Origin of the sequence: Microbacterium sp. WCS2018Hpa-9 (assembly GCF_031843745.1) — a bacterium.
Classification (GTDB): domain Bacteria; phylum Actinomycetota; class Actinomycetes; order Actinomycetales; family Microbacteriaceae; genus Microbacterium.
Window position 1 is genome coordinate 76,451 of the sequence record NZ_JAVTIY010000010.1, and the last position, 19,695, is coordinate 96,145.

The 19,695-nt window shown below is 67.3% G+C and carries 16 protein-coding genes; 12 read left to right on the top strand and 4 right to left on the bottom strand.

The features are described 5' to 3' along the window. The first annotated feature begins 382 nt into the window (after window positions 1-382). The 12 genes from RQG82_RS18135 (at window position 383) to RQG82_RS18190 (ending at window position 17,137) form a co-directional block, all read left to right on the top strand. Window positions 383-2,893 (top strand): LuxR C-terminal-related transcriptional regulator, encoded by a 2,511-nt coding sequence (locus RQG82_RS18135; RefSeq protein WP_311260193.1) that lies wholly within the window; start codon window positions 383-385, stop codon window positions 2,891-2,893. A gap of 302 nt (window positions 2,894-3,195) precedes the next feature. Next, window positions 3,196-6,147: a hypothetical protein gene (locus RQG82_RS18140; RefSeq protein WP_311260194.1), complete on the top strand. Its 2,952-nt coding sequence runs from the start codon at window positions 3,196-3,198 to the stop codon at window positions 6,145-6,147. Beyond that, window positions 6,144-6,827 carry a hypothetical protein gene (locus RQG82_RS18145; RefSeq protein ID WP_311260195.1) on the top strand — a complete coding sequence of 228 codons (684 nt, stop codon included), beginning with the start codon at window positions 6,144-6,146 and terminating at the stop codon, window positions 6,825-6,827. Before RQG82_RS18140 ends, RQG82_RS18145 begins: the two co-directional genes overlap by 4 nt. Next, window positions 6,824-7,813: a hypothetical protein gene (locus RQG82_RS18150; RefSeq protein WP_311260196.1), complete on the top strand. Its 990-nt coding sequence runs from the start codon at window positions 6,824-6,826 to the stop codon at window positions 7,811-7,813. The genes RQG82_RS18145 and RQG82_RS18150 overlap by 4 nt, the downstream gene beginning before the upstream one ends. Window positions 7,814-7,897: 84 nt before the next feature. Beyond that, a complete protein-coding gene (locus RQG82_RS18155) occupies window positions 7,898-8,710 on the top strand; it encodes an alternate-type signal peptide domain-containing protein (RefSeq protein ID WP_311260197.1) in 813 nt (270 codons plus the stop codon). A 58-nt stretch (window positions 8,711-8,768) separates the two neighbouring features. Continuing rightward, a complete protein-coding gene (locus RQG82_RS18160; protein ID WP_311260198.1) occupies window positions 8,769-9,557 on the top strand; it encodes a signal peptidase I in 789 nt (262 codons plus the stop codon). Window positions 9,558-9,568: 11 nt separating this feature from the next. Further along, window positions 9,569-10,549: a hypothetical protein gene (locus RQG82_RS18165; protein WP_311260199.1), complete on the top strand. Its 981-nt coding sequence runs from the start codon at window positions 9,569-9,571 to the stop codon at window positions 10,547-10,549. A gap of 98 nt (window positions 10,550-10,647) precedes the next feature. Then, the gene (locus RQG82_RS18170) at window positions 10,648-11,754 is read left to right on the top strand and encodes a methyltransferase (RefSeq protein WP_311260200.1); all 1,107 of its coding nucleotides are present in this window, start codon (window positions 10,648-10,650) and stop codon (window positions 11,752-11,754) included. A gap of 468 nt (window positions 11,755-12,222) precedes the next feature. After that, window positions 12,223-13,527, top strand: a complete 1,305-nt coding sequence (locus tag RQG82_RS18175) for a glycine betaine/L-proline ABC transporter ATP-binding protein (protein WP_311260201.1) — start codon at window positions 12,223-12,225, stop codon at window positions 13,525-13,527. Next, entirely contained in the window at window positions 13,527-14,486 is a 960-nt protein-coding gene (locus tag RQG82_RS18180) for an ABC transporter permease subunit (protein ID WP_311260202.1), read from the top strand. The genes RQG82_RS18175 and RQG82_RS18180 overlap by 1 nt, the downstream gene beginning before the upstream one ends. Continuing rightward, complete coding sequence (locus tag RQG82_RS18185) at window positions 14,479-15,402, top strand: glycine betaine ABC transporter substrate-binding protein (protein WP_311260203.1); 924 nt, start codon at window positions 14,479-14,481, stop codon at window positions 15,400-15,402. Before RQG82_RS18180 ends, RQG82_RS18185 begins: the two co-directional genes overlap by 8 nt. A gap of 214 nt (window positions 15,403-15,616) precedes the next feature. After that, window positions 15,617-17,137, top strand: coding sequence for a lipase maturation factor family protein (locus RQG82_RS18190; RefSeq protein ID WP_311260204.1), 1,521 nt, complete (start codon window positions 15,617-15,619; stop codon window positions 17,135-17,137). 236 nt (window positions 17,138-17,373) lie between these two features. On the opposite strand, the gene RQG82_RS18195 is transcribed toward RQG82_RS18190, so the two are convergent. The 4 genes from RQG82_RS18195 to RQG82_RS18210 are packed head-to-tail and all read right to left on the bottom strand — an operon-like array spanning window position 17,374 to window position 19,655. Beyond that, window positions 17,374-18,141 (bottom strand): ABC transporter permease, encoded by a 768-nt coding sequence (locus RQG82_RS18195; RefSeq protein WP_311260205.1) that lies wholly within the window; start codon window positions 18,139-18,141, stop codon window positions 17,374-17,376. Further along, entirely contained in the window at window positions 18,138-18,923 is a 786-nt protein-coding gene (locus RQG82_RS18200; RefSeq protein ID WP_311260206.1) for an ATP-binding cassette domain-containing protein, read from the bottom strand. The genes RQG82_RS18195 and RQG82_RS18200 overlap by 4 nt, the downstream gene beginning before the upstream one ends. Further along, window positions 18,920-19,291 (bottom strand): DUF1048 domain-containing protein, encoded by a 372-nt coding sequence (locus tag RQG82_RS18205; protein ID WP_311260207.1) that lies wholly within the window; start codon window positions 19,289-19,291, stop codon window positions 18,920-18,922. The genes RQG82_RS18200 and RQG82_RS18205 overlap by 4 nt, the downstream gene beginning before the upstream one ends. A gap of 1 nt (window position 19,292) precedes the next feature. Further along, on the bottom strand, window positions 19,293-19,655 hold the full coding sequence (locus RQG82_RS18210; RefSeq protein ID WP_311260208.1) for a PadR family transcriptional regulator: 363 nt from the start codon (window positions 19,653-19,655) through the stop codon (window positions 19,293-19,295). Window positions 19,656-19,695: the final 40 nt, after the last annotated feature.

A 19,695-nucleotide genomic window follows, 5' to 3' on the forward strand; every position in this document is an offset into this window, starting at 1 on the left:
TTCACCGTCCATCTGGGACGGGCGACCATTCCCCGGTCGATGGCGGCGTCTTCATTCCGCTCGCTCGGCGGTGGTGCGGAAAGCCGGTTCCGAGACACGGCGCCGTTCACGCACCCGACTACTGCCGTTCCGAGCGCTCGATGCGCTCGAAACTCCTCCGAGTGCTCACTTCAGTCCTCGTGCTGCTTAACCTGCGCCCCGGCTACTCAGGAACGGTGCAGGTGGAGGTGAGTGCTCCGTCGGCGCGGATAGCCTCCCCCTGGGGCGACAGAGTGCGCTGCGGCGGGATCGGAGGGAGCATTGTGGGATATGCAACTACTCATCGATTGCCCGGGGGCTGCTGCGGGTTGCCGCCACTGATGCCGGCGGGGGTGCACGAGCCATGACCGGCACGATCGGGCGTGAGAACCAGGTCTCGATGGTCGTCGCCTACCTTGCGCACGGCCTCGACGTGGACCTCGTCGGTCGGGTCGGCAGTGGCCGCACCGTCCTTCTCACTCAGCTGGCTGAAGCGTTGCGGGAAGCAGGGTGGCAGTGTCTGGTGCTGCGGCCGCCCGACCTGGCGGACGCGCAGCATGTCAACGCGTTGTCGGAGGCACTGCGCACGGCGCGCAAATCGGGGGGAGACCCGACTCGACCGCGCGCAGACCTCATGGCGGTGGAGAGCATGGTCGCAGCGCGGCAGACCGTCATCCTCATCGACGACTGGTATCGGTTGGACGTCGACAGCTGGGCGGCGCTCAGCAGTGTCAGCGCCCACTCTCGCGTGCAGTTCGTTGCGGTGCATGACCTTCTGCACCACGGCACCCGGCCGAATGCTCGGCTGCCGCTGTCGCCCGGAGACGCGCCGGTGACTGTGCGCATTCCGCACTTCACCATCGATGAGACACGGGCATTGGCCCACAAGCTCCTGGGAGCGGCGATGGAGCCGCGCACCGTGACGCGCTTCTATGCGAAATCCGGGGGGATGCCCGGCATCCTGACCACCATGATGATCGCCGCGCGCGTGGAAGGGCTGATCACCCTCCGCGACGGTGCGTGGGTGGCCACTACGGATCTGTGGAGCCCCTCCTTCGAGGGGATCGTACGCCGGCAGCTCACGAGCCTCACGGTGGAGGAGAACAGGGCGCTGGCACTCATCTCCACTTCCCGCACGGTTCATCGGCAGGGCGCATTGGAACTGGTGCCAGGGCACGTGTTGGACGCCCTGGAGTCCCGTGAGTTCGTTCGTGTGGAGGCGCGGACCTCCCGGGAATGGTTGACCGTGCACCCGCCGTTGATCGCCGAGTACTTCCGCCACGTCGACCCGCGCGGCCGACGCGACATGACGGTGCTCGCGACCGAGCCGGGCGAGCATGACCGGTCCGCGGCGATGCTGCAGCTGGACCCCGTCGATCCGGTGTTCCTCCGGCTGATCGGTGAACGGGTGCAGGAACGCGTGCAGGATGCCCGGTCCGCGTGGGAGGAATCTCCGAGCGCGGAAACAGCCCTGCGGTACCTCGAGGCGATGAGGGTTGATGAGGGGGCGGCACCCACTGTGGACTCCGTCCTGAGAGATTCGCGTGCCCACTCCGGATCCGAACATGCTGTCGCCGAGGTCCGCTCTTGGCAGGCGTCGTGGGTCGCGAGTGTGCAGGGAGATGTGCCTGCCGGGCTTGCTCTCCTCGACACGGGTGCGACGCGCCACGGAGCGTACGAGCGACTCGCAGACGCGGCGAGAGCGCTGCTGCTGGTCGACCTCGGACGGGTCGACGAGGTGGACATGGGCACCCTGGGTGATCATGACGTGCTGCCCGTGCGGGTGCGCGCCCGGCTGGCGATCGCACGTGGTGCGGTCCTCGCCGCCCGCGGACTGTTCCCGGCCGCGCATGCCGCGCTCAGGTTCGCGCGCAACATCGACAGAACCCAGCAGGGCACCGACGTCGCTGCCCTGATCGCACTCGTCCACCTCGGCGAGGGCGACTTCGACGCAGCTGTGGAAGAGGCGGTCGGAGAGTTCCAGCGGGCGAAGGAAGAGCTGGACGTGCCTGCGCTGTGGGCGAGCGGATACGTGGTCGGGGTTCTTCTGAACATCCGCGGGTACGTGAACCCGCTGCAGCATCTTGCGGACACCTTTCAAGGAATCGGGCACGCACCGGCCTTCCCCCACTCGCCACGGTGCGGGCTCCTGTGCGCTCTGGCTCCCTTGCCGACGATCCCGGGGTGGTCCCCGCGGGAACGGAACGACGCCGACAGCCCAGAAGGGGCCTACCCGTTGATGTCCGTCAGATGGGCGCGAGCGGAAATCATCGCCCGAGAAGATCCGGGTGCAGCGGCAGAGATCCTGTGGGAGATCGCGGACTCCGCCTACCGACGAGGAGCGATCTACGCGGCCTGCGTCGCCGGACAGCGGGCCCTCCAACTCACCCCGGACATCGCCCGGGGTGAGAAGGTCTCCGAGTGGGTCGCGGACACGGATTCGGTGTCGCTGAGCACAGAGCAGGATCTCATCGATGCTCTCGCGTCGAAGGATGCGACGGCTCTGATCGATGCCGCCGAAGCCATCGTTCCCACCGGCCGTGTCACTCACGCACTGCACGCGTTGACCATCGCCGCTCAGCTCGTCGATGAGAGCGCCGGTGGTCCGGAGAGTGCGCGCATCGCCGCGCTGCGGGCGTGGCTGGAGGCTCGCTTCCAACCGGGATCCTTCGACCGGGAAGAGAGCACCGGCCTGTTTCGCAGACTCACCGAAAGGGAACGTGAGGTCTCCGCGAACGTGGCGGAAGGGCTCACCAATCAGCAGATCGCGGAACGCCTGCACCTGAGCGTACGCACGGTGGAGAACCACATCCATCGGTCGATGCGGAAGGTGGGCGCGACGAGCCGGCAACAGCTGGCCCGCCTGTTCGATTGAGGATCGCTCACGTCATGGGCGTCTCGGTCCGTTGCGAAGAGCTCAGAGAAATATCGGTCGACCGGCGGTTTCTCCATCCGCGTGACACCTAAGTCACTCAGGGATGCCCACACGAATACCCAAGTTCCGATCGCACACCACTCAGGATCGCTCGAACCCGGCGTGCCCCTCGCCGTTCGGAGATGTCATAGAAGCGTCAGCCACTCCTGGACATCGCCGCGCTACTGCGCAGTAGGGGAACTTTGAAAATGCGAACTCGTAGAACCGACAGCGGACGCCGCCGGAAGGCCACCGCTTTAGGCGTGACGCTCGCCATCGCAGCGGGACTGCTCACACCGATCGCCATCGCGAACATGGCCCAGGCGGCGACCCAGCTGTCGGTTGACTCCTTGGGCCTTCAGAGTGCTGCGGGCTCCCTCACAGACGGCATATGCGTGTCCACCGTCGGAACGTGCACGCTGCGCGCGGCCATCGAAGAATCCAACGCCCTCAACGCTGCCCCCGGCGAGGTGGCCATCGGGGTCGACCCCGACTTCGCAGGCGGCAACATCGCGATCAGCACAGCGACGCGGATGAGGACCACGGCCCTCTCCGCGGCCAACGGTGCGGTAGCCGGTGACGCCAGTGGCGACGGCAGCGGTGCGGTGTACGAGGTGACCGCGCCGGTCACCATCGACCTGGAGCACAAGATCACCATCCACCCTGCCGGGGCAGGGGACCTCGCTGTCGCTCCGTTCCACCTCAACGGGCCCGACATCACCATCCGCGCTGTCGACGATGTCTGGGCGGGGGAGACCTCCTTCTACATCGGGCCGAAGGCCCAGCGGGTTACCCTCGACGACCTCGATGTGCGCACTGGCACCTATTACCCCGAGCGCTTCTTCGTCGTGCGCGGAGGAGCGGAGGAGATCACGGTCTCGAACTCCACGATCAGCGGCTTCGCTTCCAGCGAGAGAGAGTGGAACTGGGGCGTGGTCGAGGGGACCAGTGCGTCGTTCCCCGTCAAGGGGCTCACTGTCACCGGCAACACCTATCTCGCAAGCGACGCATCTGGTGCGTGCAACGGAAGCACGGCTGCGGGATGCACCTCGACGCCGGTCGAGGCCTATGAGCAGCACATCACGGAGCTCGAGTTCACCGACAACGTCGCCCCGAACATCAACCGCTCATCCGCTTCGGACGCCCGCGGCCTCGACCTCCGGTACGCCAGCGTGGGCACGCTGAAGGTCAGCGGCAACACGTTCTCCGCCCCCTACTACCGCGCTCGTCAGGCGGTGGTCGACCTGGCCTACGCCAACCTCGACAGTTTCGAGATCATCGGCAACGACTTCACGGGTATGTCGGGCAACGGTGATGTGCAGGACAACGCGGCGGCGATCATGCTCCCCACCGACAAGCGCATCGGCACCGGCGGCACGATCGCAGACAACGAGTTCCTCGCAACGGGGACCATGAACACCCAGGCCGTCTACTGGGACGGTCTCGAGCCGACCGACTCCGCCACGAACATCGCCGACTCGCGCGTCTCCATCGTGGACAACCACTTCGACGGGTTCTCGACCAGCGCCTCCCGTTCCGGCATCCGGATGCTGCAGACCGGCGTCGTCGAGATCGCCCGCAACACCTTCGGGTCGCGGTCCGGAAGCCAGACCAACACCGTCCTCGAGGAGTTCTCGGGCAACGGCTCTGTCGCGGCGACCCTCGTCAGCAACGTGAACGCGTCCGCGAACGCGAAGCTGAACACGTGGTGGCCGACCGCGCGCAGCAGCGCGAACGTCCAGACCACTCCGATCACCGCAACCGAGTGCACGGTGCCCCTTGAAGTGGCCCCGCCCGCCGATGCGGCCAACACGACCGACTACACCGCAGGCCGCTATCCCGGAGTGCCCGTCGAGCTCGACGTCTACTGGACCCAGAGCAACGACGCGGAGGTCTACATCGGCCGCTACGACGTCGCCGCCGATGAGCGCCAGACGCTGCAGGTCGCTCTGCCCATGCCCGGTGACGAGCTGCTCGAGACGAACAACGGCGTCGGCCCCGTCGACCCCATCTCCGGAGCGGTGACGGGAGGGCTGCGGGTGCAGACGATCGAACCGCTCTCGGGCTCCACGTCGTCTTCGTCGCAGTACTCGCGAGTCGCAGTCATCGACGGCAGCTGCCGTCCCGTGCTCACCATCGCGCAGGCCACCACTCAGAACGAGGAGACGCACGCCCGCGACCTGCACTTCACGCTCACCTCGTCGATGCAGCTCGACACGTCGACGGTCACCAGCGACGACTTCGTCGTCGAGGCGAAGCACGCCACGTCCGAGGGACTCGACGGTGTCGCAGCAGGCATCAGCACCATCGACGCCGACAAGCTCAACCCGCGTATCGTCTCGGTCTCGGAGATCGCCGGAAGCTCTGGCACGCAGTTCGATGTGGTGGTGCGCGTCGACGACACCGCGCAGGTGACCGTGACCATCGGTGCAGGCACCGTCGCCATCCCCACGGGACTTGCGAACATCACGGCAGCCACGACCGGGAGCGAGAGCGCCACCGACAACGTCGTGACGTTCGTGAACCCCATCACCGCTCAGCCGAGCAGGTTCACGCTGGTGACCGGTGACGAGCGGGGCAAGAAGTTCACCTACATGCTGGCGGCCGGTGCACCGGTTCCGACCGAGCAGCTGAAGTTCCCGACGAGCGTCGCTCAGCCCCAGGGGACGCCGAAACTGTCGCTGAGCACCGCATCGCCGGTGATCAACGGCGGCGAGACGCAGTCGAATGCCGTCGTCGTGACCGCCGCTGCGGGAGACGCGCCGGCAGGCACGAAGACGACGATCGCGGCGACTGTCGTGACCGGGGACAGCAACTACGACGGTCTCCTCGTGCCGGACGTGAACCCGTACCTCTATGCAACCGACCCGATCATCAACATCGTGAAGCGCGCGTACATCGAGGTCGGCGATTCCTCGTCGGCTCAGCAGATCGAGGCCACGGGTACGCCCGCTCCGCGCGACAGTCGCCTCACAGACGGTCAGCCCGTGTGCTTCGTGTACACCGTCAGCAACACCTCCGCAGACGATTGGCTCACGGTCCTCCGCGATGTCGAGATCATCGACTCTGATGAGCGGCTCGGCAAGGGCGGAGTCATCGGCACCGTCGCGTCGCTCGACAGCGGCGACTCCGAGAAGCTGTTCTCCTGCGTCTCCCTCATCCCCGTGGACACCACGGCAGACGGCCCGAGCTCCGAGTCGGGTGAGACCCCGTGACCACGCGTGAACGACGCACGCGGAGTCTCGGGCGACCGGGCCTTGCCGCCACAGCCCCGCTCCTGGTCGGGCTGCTCATCGCCGGCGCATCGGCAGGCGGAACCTACGCTCTGTGGTCTGCCAGCACTTCGGCCAGCGCAGGAGACATCACCGGCGGAAACCTGAGGCTGGTCTCGCTGGAGACTACCTGGAGCCAGATCACTCCGGGAATCAGCGATTCCCAGGAGCGCCCGCTCACCGGAACGCCGACGGACTTCGACCTGATGCCCGGAGACCTCGTCACGATCACCCAGAACGTCGAGTCGTACCTCCAGGGGGACAACATCGCCGGGGGACTCGCGGTGGACTACGCGACCGGGAGCGACGCGGCCCGGGCAGTCGAGGACGGGCTGATCGCGCTGTCGTTCCATGTCGAGGACGCGGACGGCGTTCAGGTCGCCCCCGAAACCGGAACCGCCCCCTTCGGGACGACTCTCGCGGTGAGCGGTCTGACCGGCACAGATGAAGGGGTGACCGAAGACTGGAAGGTCGTCATCTCTGCAGAGATCCTCGGCGACTACGACTGGGCCGACGGCGGATCCATCAACGCCGCACCCGCCCAGTGGGCTGCCGGCAACATCGTCATCTCGCTCGAGCAGCTTCGTGAAGGATCCGGCTATGTCGAGGGAGGCAACCCATGAGCCGCAAGAGCGACCGCGTGGCGAAAGGGCTGCGCAGGCGCGACCGCGGTCGCGCATACGCAAAGGCCGTGATCGGTGGACTCGCTCTGGGTGCACTTGCTGCCTCGACTGTTCCGGCGGCACACGCCCTGTGGGCGATGGACGACTCCGTCAGCATCCCGGCGTTCAACCTCGGCCGGGTCGCTTTCGCGGCCGCTCCGACGGACGGGTCGGCAGATCTCGTCTACAGCAAGGACGGCGCCCCCGTCGAGCTCACCCTGCCGGGCTCGAAGATGGCTGAGGTTCTCGGCCAGACGGGGCCAGACGCCGCGCCGATCATCTGGACGTTCGATGCCACCGGATGGGCGGACGGCATCACCGGCCTCGTCTACGACGTGTCCGTCACCTCGCAGGTGGCAGGCGACGGCTCGGTGCACGACTTGAGCACCGGGGTCGGGGAAGAGGACACACTTCTTCGGTACTCGATCCTCAAGGTGTATCCCGCTGACGCCGGAGGCGGCTGCGCAGATGTGCCCGCGACTCCCGAAACGGCCGAAGGGGAACTGCGGAAGAACGTCCTGGTGTTCGACGCTCAGGCGCATGAGCTCCAGGCCCCGGGCGCCGGAATGAGCGGCGGATCGAGTCAGACCTGGTGTGCGGCGATGGCCTTCATCAACGCGCCCGATGGCACTTATGTCAATGATGCCTACGCGCAGGGGACCGCCGAGGACGGCAAGGTCTACGGGGCTCTGGACACGTGGAACACGTCTGTCAGCTTCCCGCCGTCGTTGCCGCTGCTGGGCACCTACATCAATGAGGTGGAAGCCACCGGCATCGCAGAGGACCAGACACGCCCGAGGGACGTGGATGTCTGGAGTGCGGGGATCTACCCGGACCCGAACAACGAGCCGGACATCACCATCGTCCTCGACCCCGCGGTGACGAATCGCAATGCGGCAGTGACGCAGCCCAGCGACCGTTTCGCGACAACGACTTCGAACGAGTAGCAACGTTCGGCACAGACCTCGACGACTACCTGGGCGTCGGGTGAACCAGTCCCTTGTAGAGGGGCTACAAGCAGAAAGAGAAACATGGACAACCACGCATCAACCATCGTTGTCACGGAGGAGCGTAAGCGTCGCCGCGGACTGGTTTGGGTCGGGCTGGGTGCCGTCGCGCTCCTTTCGGGGGGCTCGACGTTCGCGCTGTGGAGCGCCAACGACGTCTTCGCAGGCGGCGAGATCACGGCCGGTGACCTCAACCTCGTCCAGACCGCCGACACCTCGTTCTACGACGTGTCCGCCGACCGATCTGACGCGACCGACACCCTCCCGGGCACCGACGGCGCTCAGCTCGGCCACCTGATCGACGACGCATCCTGGCGCGCCGTCCCGGGTGACAAGGTCGCCGCGGCGTTCTCCGCGGACGTCACGCTCGAGGGCGACAACCTCGTCGGCAAGCTCTCGGTCGCCGGTCTCGACGCCATGATCGATGGCAACGCATCCATGACCTGGTCTTACGAGGTCTACAACCAGGGCGCACTGCTCGTCTCCGAGACGGCGGTCCCCGCGGACAGCAGCCTGTTCTACCTGTCTGCACCGGCAACCGGTCAGGCTGACGGCGTCGACGACGGCGTTCCCATGGTCGCGACCGCGGGTGGCGCTGCGGAGTCGACCGTCTTCCAGATGACGGATACGTCCGAGGACGTCACCGTGGTCCTCTACGGCACGTTCGACAGCACCGCCGGCGACGCCGGCAAGGCCGACCTCGCGGCGGACGGCAGCTACGCGGATCAGACCGACGCAGCGACGGGCACCCGCCAGGATGCCCTGACCGTCGACACCCTCGCCGAGCTGAAGCTGCAGCTCGACCAGGTCCGCGACACGGGCTCGCAGTTCAAGTAAGCAGGTCCGAGCAGTGGGGCACCCGCGTCAGCGGGTCCCCCACGTCAAGGAGAAGACAGTGCCTCGCAATCGAATCAGATCTCCCCGCACCCGGCCGGGTGCCGGACTCCGTCTGGCACGGGTGCCCGGCTCGCTCTGGCAGGCGCTCGGTGGCGTCCTGGGGGCGATCGCAGCTGGCGTCATCATCGTCGTCATCGCGACTCTGTTCCTCATCCCCCGCATTCTCGGGGGAGACAGCCTCACCGTGCTCACCGGTTCGATGGAACCCAGCCTCGGCCCCGGCGACGTCGTCGCAGTACGAGGAATCGCCGAGGAGGAGGTCTGTGAAGACGTCTCGATCGGCGACATCGTGACCTACTACCCCACCCCGAACGACCCGGCACTCATCACCCACCGCGTCATCGCGAAGACCGTCGGCAACTACGAGGACGGTACTTCCTGTCGACTCATCCTGCAGGGCGACGCCAACTCAGCCCCCGACGAGCCCGTCTCGCCCGAGCAGGTGCGTGGCGTGTTCCTGTACGGCATTCCCGCCGTGGGCTGGGCGCGGAGCTGGGTCGACGACAACAAGATCCTCGTGTTCTCGATCTTCGCCCTCGTGGCAGTGGGGCTCTACGCACTCGATCGGGCACGTCCGCGAACGCGCGTTCGCGCCATCGCGGGGGCGGTGACCGCACCGGACACGGCTTCGCCTTCTCCTGACGGGAACCGCGTGGCCGGCGCTGACGAGTCGCTCCGAGCACGAGAACTGGACCTGCGGGAGCGAGAGCTTGCTCTTCGTGAGCGCGAGGTCGCGCTTCTGGAACAGAAATTTCACTCAACCGCAACCGTTTCAACGTCTCCGTGAGAGGAACACCCATGAGTGCCTATATCGACGTCTCCGGCGACAGCTACTCTTTGAAGCAGCCATCGCGGCTGGCACGCGGCGCGCGATTCCTCGGCGCCATCGCCCTCGTGCTGGCTGTCCTCATCGGGCTGGGGTTATCCATGGCCCCCGCCAGCGCCACCGTCTTCGGGACTCGCACTCCGACGGAGGAGGCTCCCAGCGGGGCTGCCGGGGCCGAGACTCACGCCACGGGAACCGCCGGCATCGCATCGAGAACGGCCACCCAGGCGGATCTGGTCTCGGGCCGCTGGGATGGGCATACGGTCCACCTGGACTGGCGAGGCTCCGAATACGCCACTGCCCAGGCGAGCTTCGTGGGCGAGCGTCTGGTATCGCCAGGAGACCACGTCTCCCGAACCCTCCGCGTTCGTAACGACGGCCCATCCGACGGCGTCATGGCTGTCGGTCTCGTGCTGGCGGAGACCGTGCCCACCCTGGCGGCCAACCCGGATCTCGCCGCCCACGTCACGCTTTTCTGGGACATCGCCGGTGTGACGGGCTCTGCGCCGTTCTCCGATCTGCTCGCTCTCGACGACGGACGTCCCGAACTCGTGCAGGTGCAGGTTCCGCGCGATGCGGATGTTCCCGTGACGGTCGGATTCGACGTGCCGGCATCTATGACCACCCAGATGAGCGCGGATGCTGAATCGACCGAGCTGCTTTTCGACGTCGTCGTGCAGCTCGAGGGTGACACGAGCACGACACCTCCGATCCTTGCGGCTACGGGCGGCAGCGCGGCCATCACCGCGGCGCTCGTTGCTCTCGCGCTCGGCATCGCTGCCGCAGGGCTGCTCCTGCTGGCCGCCCGCCGTCGCCGTTGCGACGGATGTGATGACGCGATCGGACGAGGCGCACCCTGGGTCGCTCGGCGCACCGCATCCGGCGAGCGAGAGACGCTGTGCATCGGATGCGCGCCAGCGCCCCTCCGCACCGCCCTTGCCCTGCCGGCCTAGAACGAAGACGTTCGGCGGCGGTGCGTCGAGCGGGAGTGGTCCTGCGCCTGCCGTCCTTCGTTCCGGGTCGCCGTCTCGGACGCTCCTAGTCTTGAGGGGTGGACTTCCCCTATAGCCGCCTGCGCCGCTGGCCCGACGTCGAGGCCGACAACCTGCAGGCCTACGACGCGACCGATCTGCTGCTCGTCGAACGTGCCCTGTCGCTCGGCATCGATGGGCGTGAGATCGCAGTGGTCGGTGACGAGTACGGCGCGATCACGCTCGCGCTGACGGATGCCGGACTCGACGGCATCCGCGTGCACCAGGACCTCGCGACGGGGCGCCGTGCACTGGCCCGCAACGCCGACGAGCTGGGCCTCTCCGGGTTCTCGTCGCACGAGCTCGATGCGACTCTGCTCGACGGCGCGCGACTCGTGCTGGTGCAGCTGCCGAAGGCGCTCGCCGAACTCGAGGAGATCGCGGATGCTGTGGCGCGCTGGGCCGCCCCGGACACCCTGCTCGTCGCCGGCGGCCGCGTGAAGCACATGACCATCGCGCAGAACGAGGTGCTGGGGCGCAGTTTCACGGAGGTGCAGGCCGAGCGCGCCGAGCGCAAGTCCCGGCTGGTCGTGGCGTCCGGGTCGAAACCGGTGCCGTCGCAGCCGCCGTTCCCTGTGACGGCGCGGCACGACGGTCTGACCCTCGTCGCGCACGGCGGTGCCTTCGCGGGGGCTCGCCTCGACATCGGCACGCGGGTGCTGCTCGAGGTGCTCGGCCTCGAGTCGAGCCCCGCCCCGGTCGTCGTCGATCTGGGCTGCGGAACCGGCGCGCTCGCCGCCTCCTACGCTCTCGCGCACCCCGAATCCCGCGTCATCGCCACCGACAGATCGGCCGCGGCGGTGGCATCGGCCCGCGCGACGGTCACCGCCAACGGCGTCGCCGACCGCGTCACCGTCATGCACGACGACGCGGGCTCGGAGCTCGCCGACGCCAGCGCCGACGTCGTGCTGCTCAATCCGCCGTTCCACCTCGGCAGCAGTGTGCACACCGGCGCCGCGACACGTCTGTTCGAGGCCGCGGCCCGCATCCTCCGCCCCGGCGGCGAGCTGTTCACGGTCTACAACTCGTCGCTCGGCTACCGCGCCGAACTCACCCGCCTCGTCGGCGCCACCGAGCAGGTGCATCGCACTCCGAAGTTCACGGTCACGCGCAGCATCCGTCGCTGATCCCGCGTGCGCCCCGCAAGTCCGAATGCACCTCGCACGTCCGAATTCCCGGCATTCGGACTTCGCAGGCGCACACGGCCTTCGGAAGCGCACGCCCCGGGGTCGCGACGCGGATGCGGACGCCGTCGGCCCACGCCATGCCCGACCGCGCCAGCGTGTCCGAAACCCGCGCAATCCCCCGGTCAGCCGACGAAACTGAACGCCGAAAGGAATGGCGGATTTGCCCCTGACCGGCCATTTCGTTACGTTGGTTGGTGGGCCTGACGGCCCGAAGACCAGTCCGCGATCACGTCCTTCTTTCGAATGTGCTGTGCTGCGAAGAGGCGTGGACGTACGGTCGATGCTCTATCGCGGTGGATCCGAAATCCGCCGTCCGCGCCGCCACAGCACCATGTCGAAACGGCCGGGAGGATCACCCGGGCGTAACCGAAGCAGGCTCAGCCCCCGACGCTGAGCCGCAGGGGAAACGTGTCCGAAATCGCTCTTGAAGCGCGCAATCTGTACAAGGTGTTCGGGAAGAATCCGAGCAGTGCCGTCCGTCGACTGAAGGCCGGTGAGAGCAGATCCGAGGTCGGCGACGCAGGAACCGCCGCCGTCATCGACGCCAGTTTCACCGTGAACCGGGGCGAGATCTTCGTGATCATGGGCCTCTCGGGCTCCGGCAAATCCACCATCATCCGCATGCTCAACGGGCTGCACGAGGCGACAGACGGATCCGTCGTCGTGAACGGCGACCCCATCACGGGCATCCCGTCGTCGCGTCTGCGTGAGATCCGCCGCGACCGCATCTCGATGGTGTTCCAGCACTTCGCACTGCTGCCGCACCGCACGGTCGCCGCGAACGTCGCCTATCCGCTCGAGCTCAAGGGCGTCGGCAAGGACGAGCGGCTGAAGAAGGCCGATGAGATCCTCTCGCTCGTGGGTCTCGAGGGCCAGGCTGAGAAGCTGCCGTCTGAGCTGTCGGGCGGCATGCAGCAGCGCGTCGGCATCGCCCGTGCGCTCGCGGCCGACTCCGACATCCTGCTCATGGACGAGGCGTTCAGCGCTCTCGATCCGCTGATCCGCCGCGAGATGCAGGAGCAGCTGCTCGAACTCCAGGAGAAGCTGCAGAAGACGATCGTCTTCATCACCCACGACCTCAACGAGGCCATGTTCCTCGGCGACCGCATCGCCGTGATGCGCGACGGTCGCATCGTGCAGATCGGCACGCCGGAAGACATCCTGATGGACCCTGCCAACGACTATGTCGAGCAGTTCGTGCAGGATGTCGACCGCGCCCGTGTGCTCACGGCCGCGAACGTCATGGAGCGCCCGCGCCCGGTCGTCGCCGAGACCGCCGGGCCGCGCACGGCGCTGCGCCAGATGCGCGACGCATTCATGTCGGCCACGTACGTCACCGGTCGTGACCGCAAGCTGCTGGGCATCGTCACCGACCGCGACGCCGTCAAGCTGGTGCGCCAGGGCGTGTCGACGCTCGAGTCGATCATCAAGCCGGTGCCGCAGAGCGTCAGCGAAGACGAGGTCCTCATGAACCTCTTCATCCCGTCGGTGGAGTCGCCGCTGCCGCTGGCAGTGGTGGATGCCGCGGGGCGCCTGACCGGCGTGATCCCCCGCATCACCCTGCTGGCCGCCCTGGGCCCCGGTCCCGGTGCGACCGGCGAACTCACCCTGCCGCTGCTGCCCATGCCGCAGGCGGAGATCGATGCGGTGCTCGACGACGGATGGACCGCTGACCCCCAGCCGGCCGTCGTGAAGACAGAGGAGGTGCGCTGATGGATGGTTTCCGCATTCCCCTCGGCAGCTGGGTCGCAACAGGAGTCGACTGGATCAAGACGAACCTCGACGGTCTGCTCGACGTCATCTCGTTCGTCGTCACCTCGCTCGTCGAGGGACTCACGTTCCTGCTGCTGCTGCCCTACTTCTACGTCGTGATCGTCATCGCGGCGCTGATCGCATGGCTCGTGCGCTCGTGGCAGCTCGCGATCGGCACGATCGTGTCGTTCACGCTGATCGTCGCGATGGGCCTGTGGGTGCCTGCGATGCAGACCCTCGCCCTCGTGCTGGTCGCCGCCCTCGTCGCGGTCGTGATCGCGATACCGCTCGGCATCTGGTCGGCCCGCAACGCCGCCGTGCGCGCGGTGCTCAAGCCGGTGCTCGACTTCATGCAGACCATGCCGGCGTTCGTCTATCTGATCCCGGCGATCGTGTTCTTCAGCATCGGCGTCGTCCCCGGACTCGTCGCGACGGTGATCTTCGCGCTGCCCCCGGGCGTGCGACTCACCGAGCTCGGCATCCGCGGAGTCGACTCCGAGACCGTCGAAGCCGGTCAGGCGTTCGGTGCCAAGCCGGGTCAGATCCTGCGCGGCATCCAGCTTCCGCTCGCCATGCCGACGATCCTCGCCGGTGTGAACCAGGTCATCATGCTCGCGCTGTCGATGGCGGTCATCGCCGGAATGGCGGGCGCTGACGGGCTCGGAAAGATGGTCGTCGAGGCCATCTCGACCGTCAACATCGCCAAGGGCGTCGAGGCGGGTCTGGGCGTCGTGCTCATCGCCGTCTTCCTCGACCGTGTCACGGCTGCTCTGGGAACGCTCGGACGCAACCCCGGTTCGCTCCTCGCCGTGATCCGGCATCGGGGCGAGTCGCAGCGAGCCGCCTCCGCGTCTGCGGCAGCCACGGCATCCGCCCCCCTCGATACGCCCGCCGAAGAGAAGGAGCTGCAGAATGCGTAAGCGCAGGATCATGACCATCGCGGCGTTCGGCGCCGCGGCATCGCTCACCCTCGCCGGATGCGCGAGCGACGGGGCCGGCGGCACCACCGAGTTCGGTGGCGGCGGCGGAGGACCCACCGGCGAGAAGGGCACGATCACGCTCGGCTTCCTGCCGTCGTGGACGGACGGTCTCAGCACGGCGTACCTGCTGCAGGACCAGCTCGAGAAGATCGGCTTCAACGTCGAGATGAAGACGCTCACCGAGGCGGGGCCCCTCTACACCGGTCTCGCTCAGGGCGACGTCGACGTGTTCCCGTCGGCGTGGCCCGAGATCACCCACGCCGAGTACATGGCGACCTACGGCGACTCGATCGAGGATCTCGGCACGTACTACGACAACGCCAAGCTCACGATCGCGGTACCCGAGTACACGGACATCGACTCGATCGATGATCTGGCCGCCGCGGGCGACCAGTTCGGCGGCAAGATCTTCGGCATCGAGCCGGGTGCAGGCCTCACCGCGCAGACGCAGAAGATGATGCCCGAATACGGCCTCGACTCGTCGTACGAGCTCGTGACCTCGTCGACCGCGGCGATGCTCACCGAGCTGAAGTCCGCGACCGAGAAGAAGGAAGACATCGTCGTGACGCTGTGGCGTCCGTTCTGGGCCAACGACGCCTTCCCGTTGAAGGACCTCGAAGACCCCAAGGGCGCCATGGGCGAGGCAGAGGGGCTGCACTTCCTCGGCACCGACGGCTTCGCCGCCGAGTTCCCCGAGGCCGCAGAGCTGATCGAGAAGATCAAGCTCGACGACGCGCAGTACGGCTCGCTCGAAGACCTCGTCGTCAACGAGTACGGCGAGGGCCGCGAGGCCGAGGCTGTCGACGCCTGGCTCGAAGAGCACGGCGACGACTTCGACTGGGTCGTCTCCGAGTAAGGACACGTTCTCGAGGGGGCGTCGCGCATATGCGCGATGCCCCTTCTGCGTGCGGCCTGCAGGGCGCCGGTCGTCGAGCCCGTCGGGCGGACTTCTCCCCGCCGGTCGGGGCGCTCGCCGCCGGTCGTCGAGCGAACGCCGCGAGACGAACCGTGCAGAGTCCCTCTCCCGCAACCCCCTCCGCGCCGTGGTGCCGCGGGCGTAGCCTGTGCCCGTGGACGGGTTCGCGGCGGTCGACTTCGGGTTCGCTCGCGAGGTCCTTCAGCGGGGCATCGCAGCGCTGTACCTCGTCGCCTTCATCTCGACTCTGAACCAGTTCCGGGCGCTCCTCGGCGAGCACGGTCTGCTGCCGGCGCCCGTGCTGCTCGACTGGATCGGCGAGAAGAGCGAGCGGCGGCGGATGCTGCATCCGACCCTCTTCCTCCGCATCCGATACTCCGATCAGCGACTCGCTCTGCTGTGCGGGGTGGGCATCGCCGTGTCGGCGCTGCTCGTGATCGGCATCCCGCAGTGGGGGCCGCCGTGGGTGCCGATGCTGTGCTTCCTCGCGCTCTGGCTCGGATACATGTCGGTGGTCAGCATCGGTCAGACCTTCTACTCGTTCGGGTGGGAGATGCTGCTGCTCGAGGCGGGGTTCCTCGCCGCGTTCCTCGGGTCGAACGACCAGCCGCCGCCGACCGTCGTGATCGTGCTGTTCTGGTGGCTGCTGTTCCGAGTCGAGTTCGGCGCCGGCATGATCAAGATCCGCGGCGGGCAGGAGTGGCGCGACCTCACCGCCCTGACCTATCACCACGAGACCCAGCCGATGCCGGGGCCCTTCAGCAGGCAGGCGCACCTGATGCCCCGGTGGTTCCATCGCGGCGAGGTCGTCGGCAACCACTTCGCGCAGCTCGTCGTGCCCTTCTTCGTGTTCGCGCCGATCCTGTCGCTGTGGATTCCGGGGCCGGTGCCGCAGATCGTCGGGGCCGTGGCCGCCGTCATCGTGATCGCGACGCAGGTGTGGCTCGTCGCCACGGGCAACTTCGCATGGCTGAACTGGGCGACGATCGTCATCGCGTTCTCGGCGATCGGGATGCCGGGGGTCGGGACTGCGGGAGTCGGGATGCCGGGTGGCGGCCAGGCGGGGATCGACCAGGTCACCACCGGCCAGACGGATGTCGCGGCATCGCTCTGGCCCGGCATCCCGCTGTACTGGTTCGTGATCACCGCGGCCGTCGGACTGCTCGTCGCGGCCCTGAGCTGGCCGGCCCTGCGCAACCTGTTCGCGCGCCGTCAGCTGATGAACGCGAGCTTCAACAGGTGGCAGATCGGCAACGCCTATGGAGCGTTCGGCACGGTGACGAAGCAGCGCATCGAGATCGTCGTCGAGGGGTCGGTCGACGACGACGGGTTGCTGTGGCGCGAGTACGAGTTCAAGGGCAAGCCCGGTGACGTGCGCCGCATCCCTCGCCAGTTCGCGCCGTACCACCTGCGACTCGATTGGCTGATGTGGTTCCTGCCGCTCGGGCGTTCACTCGACGACTGGTTCACGGTGTTCCTGCTGCGGCTGCTCGAGGCGGATGCTCCGACGCTCGCCCTGCTGCGCACCGACCCGTTCGACGGCGAGCAGCCTCGGTGGGTGCGAGCGGTGTCGTATCGCTACCGCTTCGCCACCCGAGCCGAACGACGTGCCGACGGTGTGGTCTGGGTGCGCACCCGGCAGCGCATCGTGCTCGGGCCCCTCGGGCTGCGGTAGATCGGGTGGGGGCCTCTTCTGTCGGCATCCCGCCCCGTGCCCTCACCCCTGCGGGAGGAGAACTGCTCTTCGGGAGGAGGTTTCACGCTGGTTCATCCTTCCGAAGCGCAGATCTCCTCCCCACGGGGGGCCACCGCCTCGCCGCCGAGCGCCACGGGCCAGCCACCGCCGAGCGCGGCGAAACGCCCCGGCCGGGCGCGAGGCCCGGACGGAGCGTTCCGTCTCACTGCACACGTTCAACTGACCTTCTTGCGGTACGCGATGATCGCGAACACGTAGGCGACGATCAGGATGCCGACGCACCAGGCGAGGGCGACCCAGATGTCGGTTCCTACCGGCTTCTCGGCGAACAGCGCCTGGATGGTGTCGACGATCGAGGTGACCGGCTGATTCTCGGCGAACCATCGCACCGGGCCCGGCATGGTCTCGGTCGGCACGAACGCCGAGCTGATGAACGGCAGGAAGATCAGCGGATACGAGAAGGCGCTCGCCCCGTCGACCGTCTTGGCGCTCAGGCCGGCGATGATGGCCAGCCAGGTGAGGGCGAGGGTGAAGAGGAACAGGATGCCGATGACGGCGAGCCACGCGAGCGGACCGGCTCCGGTGCGGAACCCCATCAGGAATCCGACGCCGAAGATGATCGCCAGCGTGATGCCGTTGGCGGTGAGCGAGGTGAGGACGTGCGCCCAGAGCACGCTCGATCGCGCGATCGGCATGGAGTGGAACCGCTCGAAGATCCCGCTCTGCAGATCGTTGAAGAGCCGGAAGGCCGTGTAGGCGATGCCTGACGCGATGGCGATGAGCAGGATGCCGGGGAGCAGGTAGTTCACGTAGTTCTCGGCGCCGGTGCTCTCGCGCAGCGCGCCCCCGAAGACGTACACGAACAGCAGCATCAGCGCGATCGGCGTGACCGCCGTGGTGATGATGGTGTCTGGACTGCGGAAGATGTGCCGCATCGAGCGGCCGGTGAGTGTCGCGGTGTCGGCGACGAAGTGCGTGCTCATGCTGCGTTCTCCTTTCCGGTTGTCGAGCCCGACGTCGGGCCGACGAGGGTGAGGAAGATCTCCTCGAGGGTGGGCTGCTTCTCGACGTACTCGACCTTGGCCGCCGGCAGCAGGCGCTTGAGGTCTGCCAGGGTGCCGTTGGCGATGATCCGACCTTCGTGGAGGATCGCGATGCGATCGGCCAGCTGCTCGGCCTCATCGAGGTACTGGGTGGTGAACAGCACCGTCGTGCCGGTGTTCGCGAGCTCTTTGATGACATCCCACACCTCGATGCGGGATTCGGGGTCGAGGCCGGTCGTCGGCTCGTCGAGGTAGATGACCTCGGGGTGGCCGACCAGGCTCATGGCGATGTCGAGGCGACGGCGCATGCCGCCCGAGTAGGTGCCGACCTTGCGAGCACCGGCATCCGTCAGGCGGAACTTCATGAGCAGGTCGTCTGCCACCTTCGCGGCGTCTGGCAGGTGCCGCAGCTTCGCGACCAGCACGAGGTTCTCGCGACCGGTCAGGATCTCGTCGACCGCGGCGAACTGACCGGTGAGGCTGATCTTCTGTCGCACGACGAGCGGGTCGGCGGCGACGTCGACTCCCTGCACGACGGCCGTGCCGGCATCCGGCTTCAGCAGCGTCGAGAGGATGCGCACCACGGTGGTCTTGCCTGCGCCGTTCGAGCCGAGCAGGGCGAAGATCGATCCCTTCTCGACGTCGAAGTCGACGCCGCGCAGCACGTGGAGATCCTTATAGGACTTCTCGAGGCCGCGGATGGCTATGGCCGGGCTGGTCATGATCGTGTCTCCTTCTTCTTCGCGTCGTCGACGGCCGCGGTCAGGCGGGCGCGTTCCTTGTCGATCCAGTGGGTTCCGCCGTACGCCTCGGCGTAGGTCTCGGCGAAGGCGACGGGGTCGTCGCCGACGATGTCGTCGATCGGGGTGCCGTCGATGGCGGCGCGCTCCCACAGGTCGGCGAGATCGAGGAAGATCTGCGCGAGGATGTCGCCGTCGGTGATGCCGCCGTAGTACATCGTGTAGCGGTGCTGGGCGTTGGCGACCGTGCGGTAGGGCTCGGGGAGGGCGTCGATGCGCTTCTTCGCATCGCGGTACTGCTTCTTCTGCTCGAGCGGTCCGGTGATGAGTTCGATCCACTTCGCGGCCATGTCAGTTCTCCTTGGTGTTCGTGTTCGTGTCGGTGTTCGCGTCTTCGGTGCGCAGGCTGTCGATGCGCTGCGCGAGAAAGCTCCAGGTCTTCCAGAACTCCTCGAGTTCCTGCGTGCCGGCGGAGTTGAGGGTGTACACCTTGCGGGGCGGCCCCTTCTCGCTCGGCACCTTCTCGACGTCGACGAGCTTCTTCTGCTCGACGCGCACGAGCAGGGCGTAGATCGTGCCCTCGGCGATGTCGGTGAATCCGTGGTCACGCACGCGGGTGGTGATCTCGTATCCATAGGCCGGCTGCTCGGCGAGGAGAGCCAGAACGATGCCCTCCAAGGTGCCCTTGAGCATCTCGGTCATCTGCTTGCCCATGAAGGCCTCCTCTCGTTGGTCGGTACTCAGTGTTGCTGGG

Coding starts and splice junctions, on each gene's coding strand:
- RQG82_RS18135 (WP_311260193.1), top strand. CDS start 383: ATGACCGGCACGATCGGGCGTGAGAACCAGGTCTCGATGGTCGTCGCC.
- RQG82_RS18195 (WP_311260205.1), bottom strand. CDS start 18,141: ATGAGCACGCACTTCGTCGCCGACACCGCGACACTCACCGGCCGCTCG.
- RQG82_RS18210 (WP_311260208.1), bottom strand. CDS start 19,655: ATGGGCAAGCAGATGACCGAGATGCTCAAGGGCACCTTGGAGGGCATC.
- RQG82_RS18150 (WP_311260196.1), top strand. CDS start 6,824: ATGAGCCGCAAGAGCGACCGCGTGGCGAAAGGGCTGCGCAGGCGCGAC.
- RQG82_RS18165 (WP_311260199.1), top strand. CDS start 9,569: ATGAGTGCCTATATCGACGTCTCCGGCGACAGCTACTCTTTGAAGCAG.
- RQG82_RS18155 (WP_311260197.1), top strand. CDS start 7,898: ATGGACAACCACGCATCAACCATCGTTGTCACGGAGGAGCGTAAGCGT.
- RQG82_RS18185 (WP_311260203.1), top strand. CDS start 14,479: ATGCGTAAGCGCAGGATCATGACCATCGCGGCGTTCGGCGCCGCGGCA.
- RQG82_RS18205 (WP_311260207.1), bottom strand. CDS start 19,291: ATGGCCGCGAAGTGGATCGAACTCATCACCGGACCGCTCGAGCAGAAG.
- RQG82_RS18180 (WP_311260202.1), top strand. CDS start 13,527: ATGGATGGTTTCCGCATTCCCCTCGGCAGCTGGGTCGCAACAGGAGTC.
- RQG82_RS18200 (WP_311260206.1), bottom strand. CDS start 18,923: ATGACCAGCCCGGCCATAGCCATCCGCGGCCTCGAGAAGTCCTATAAG.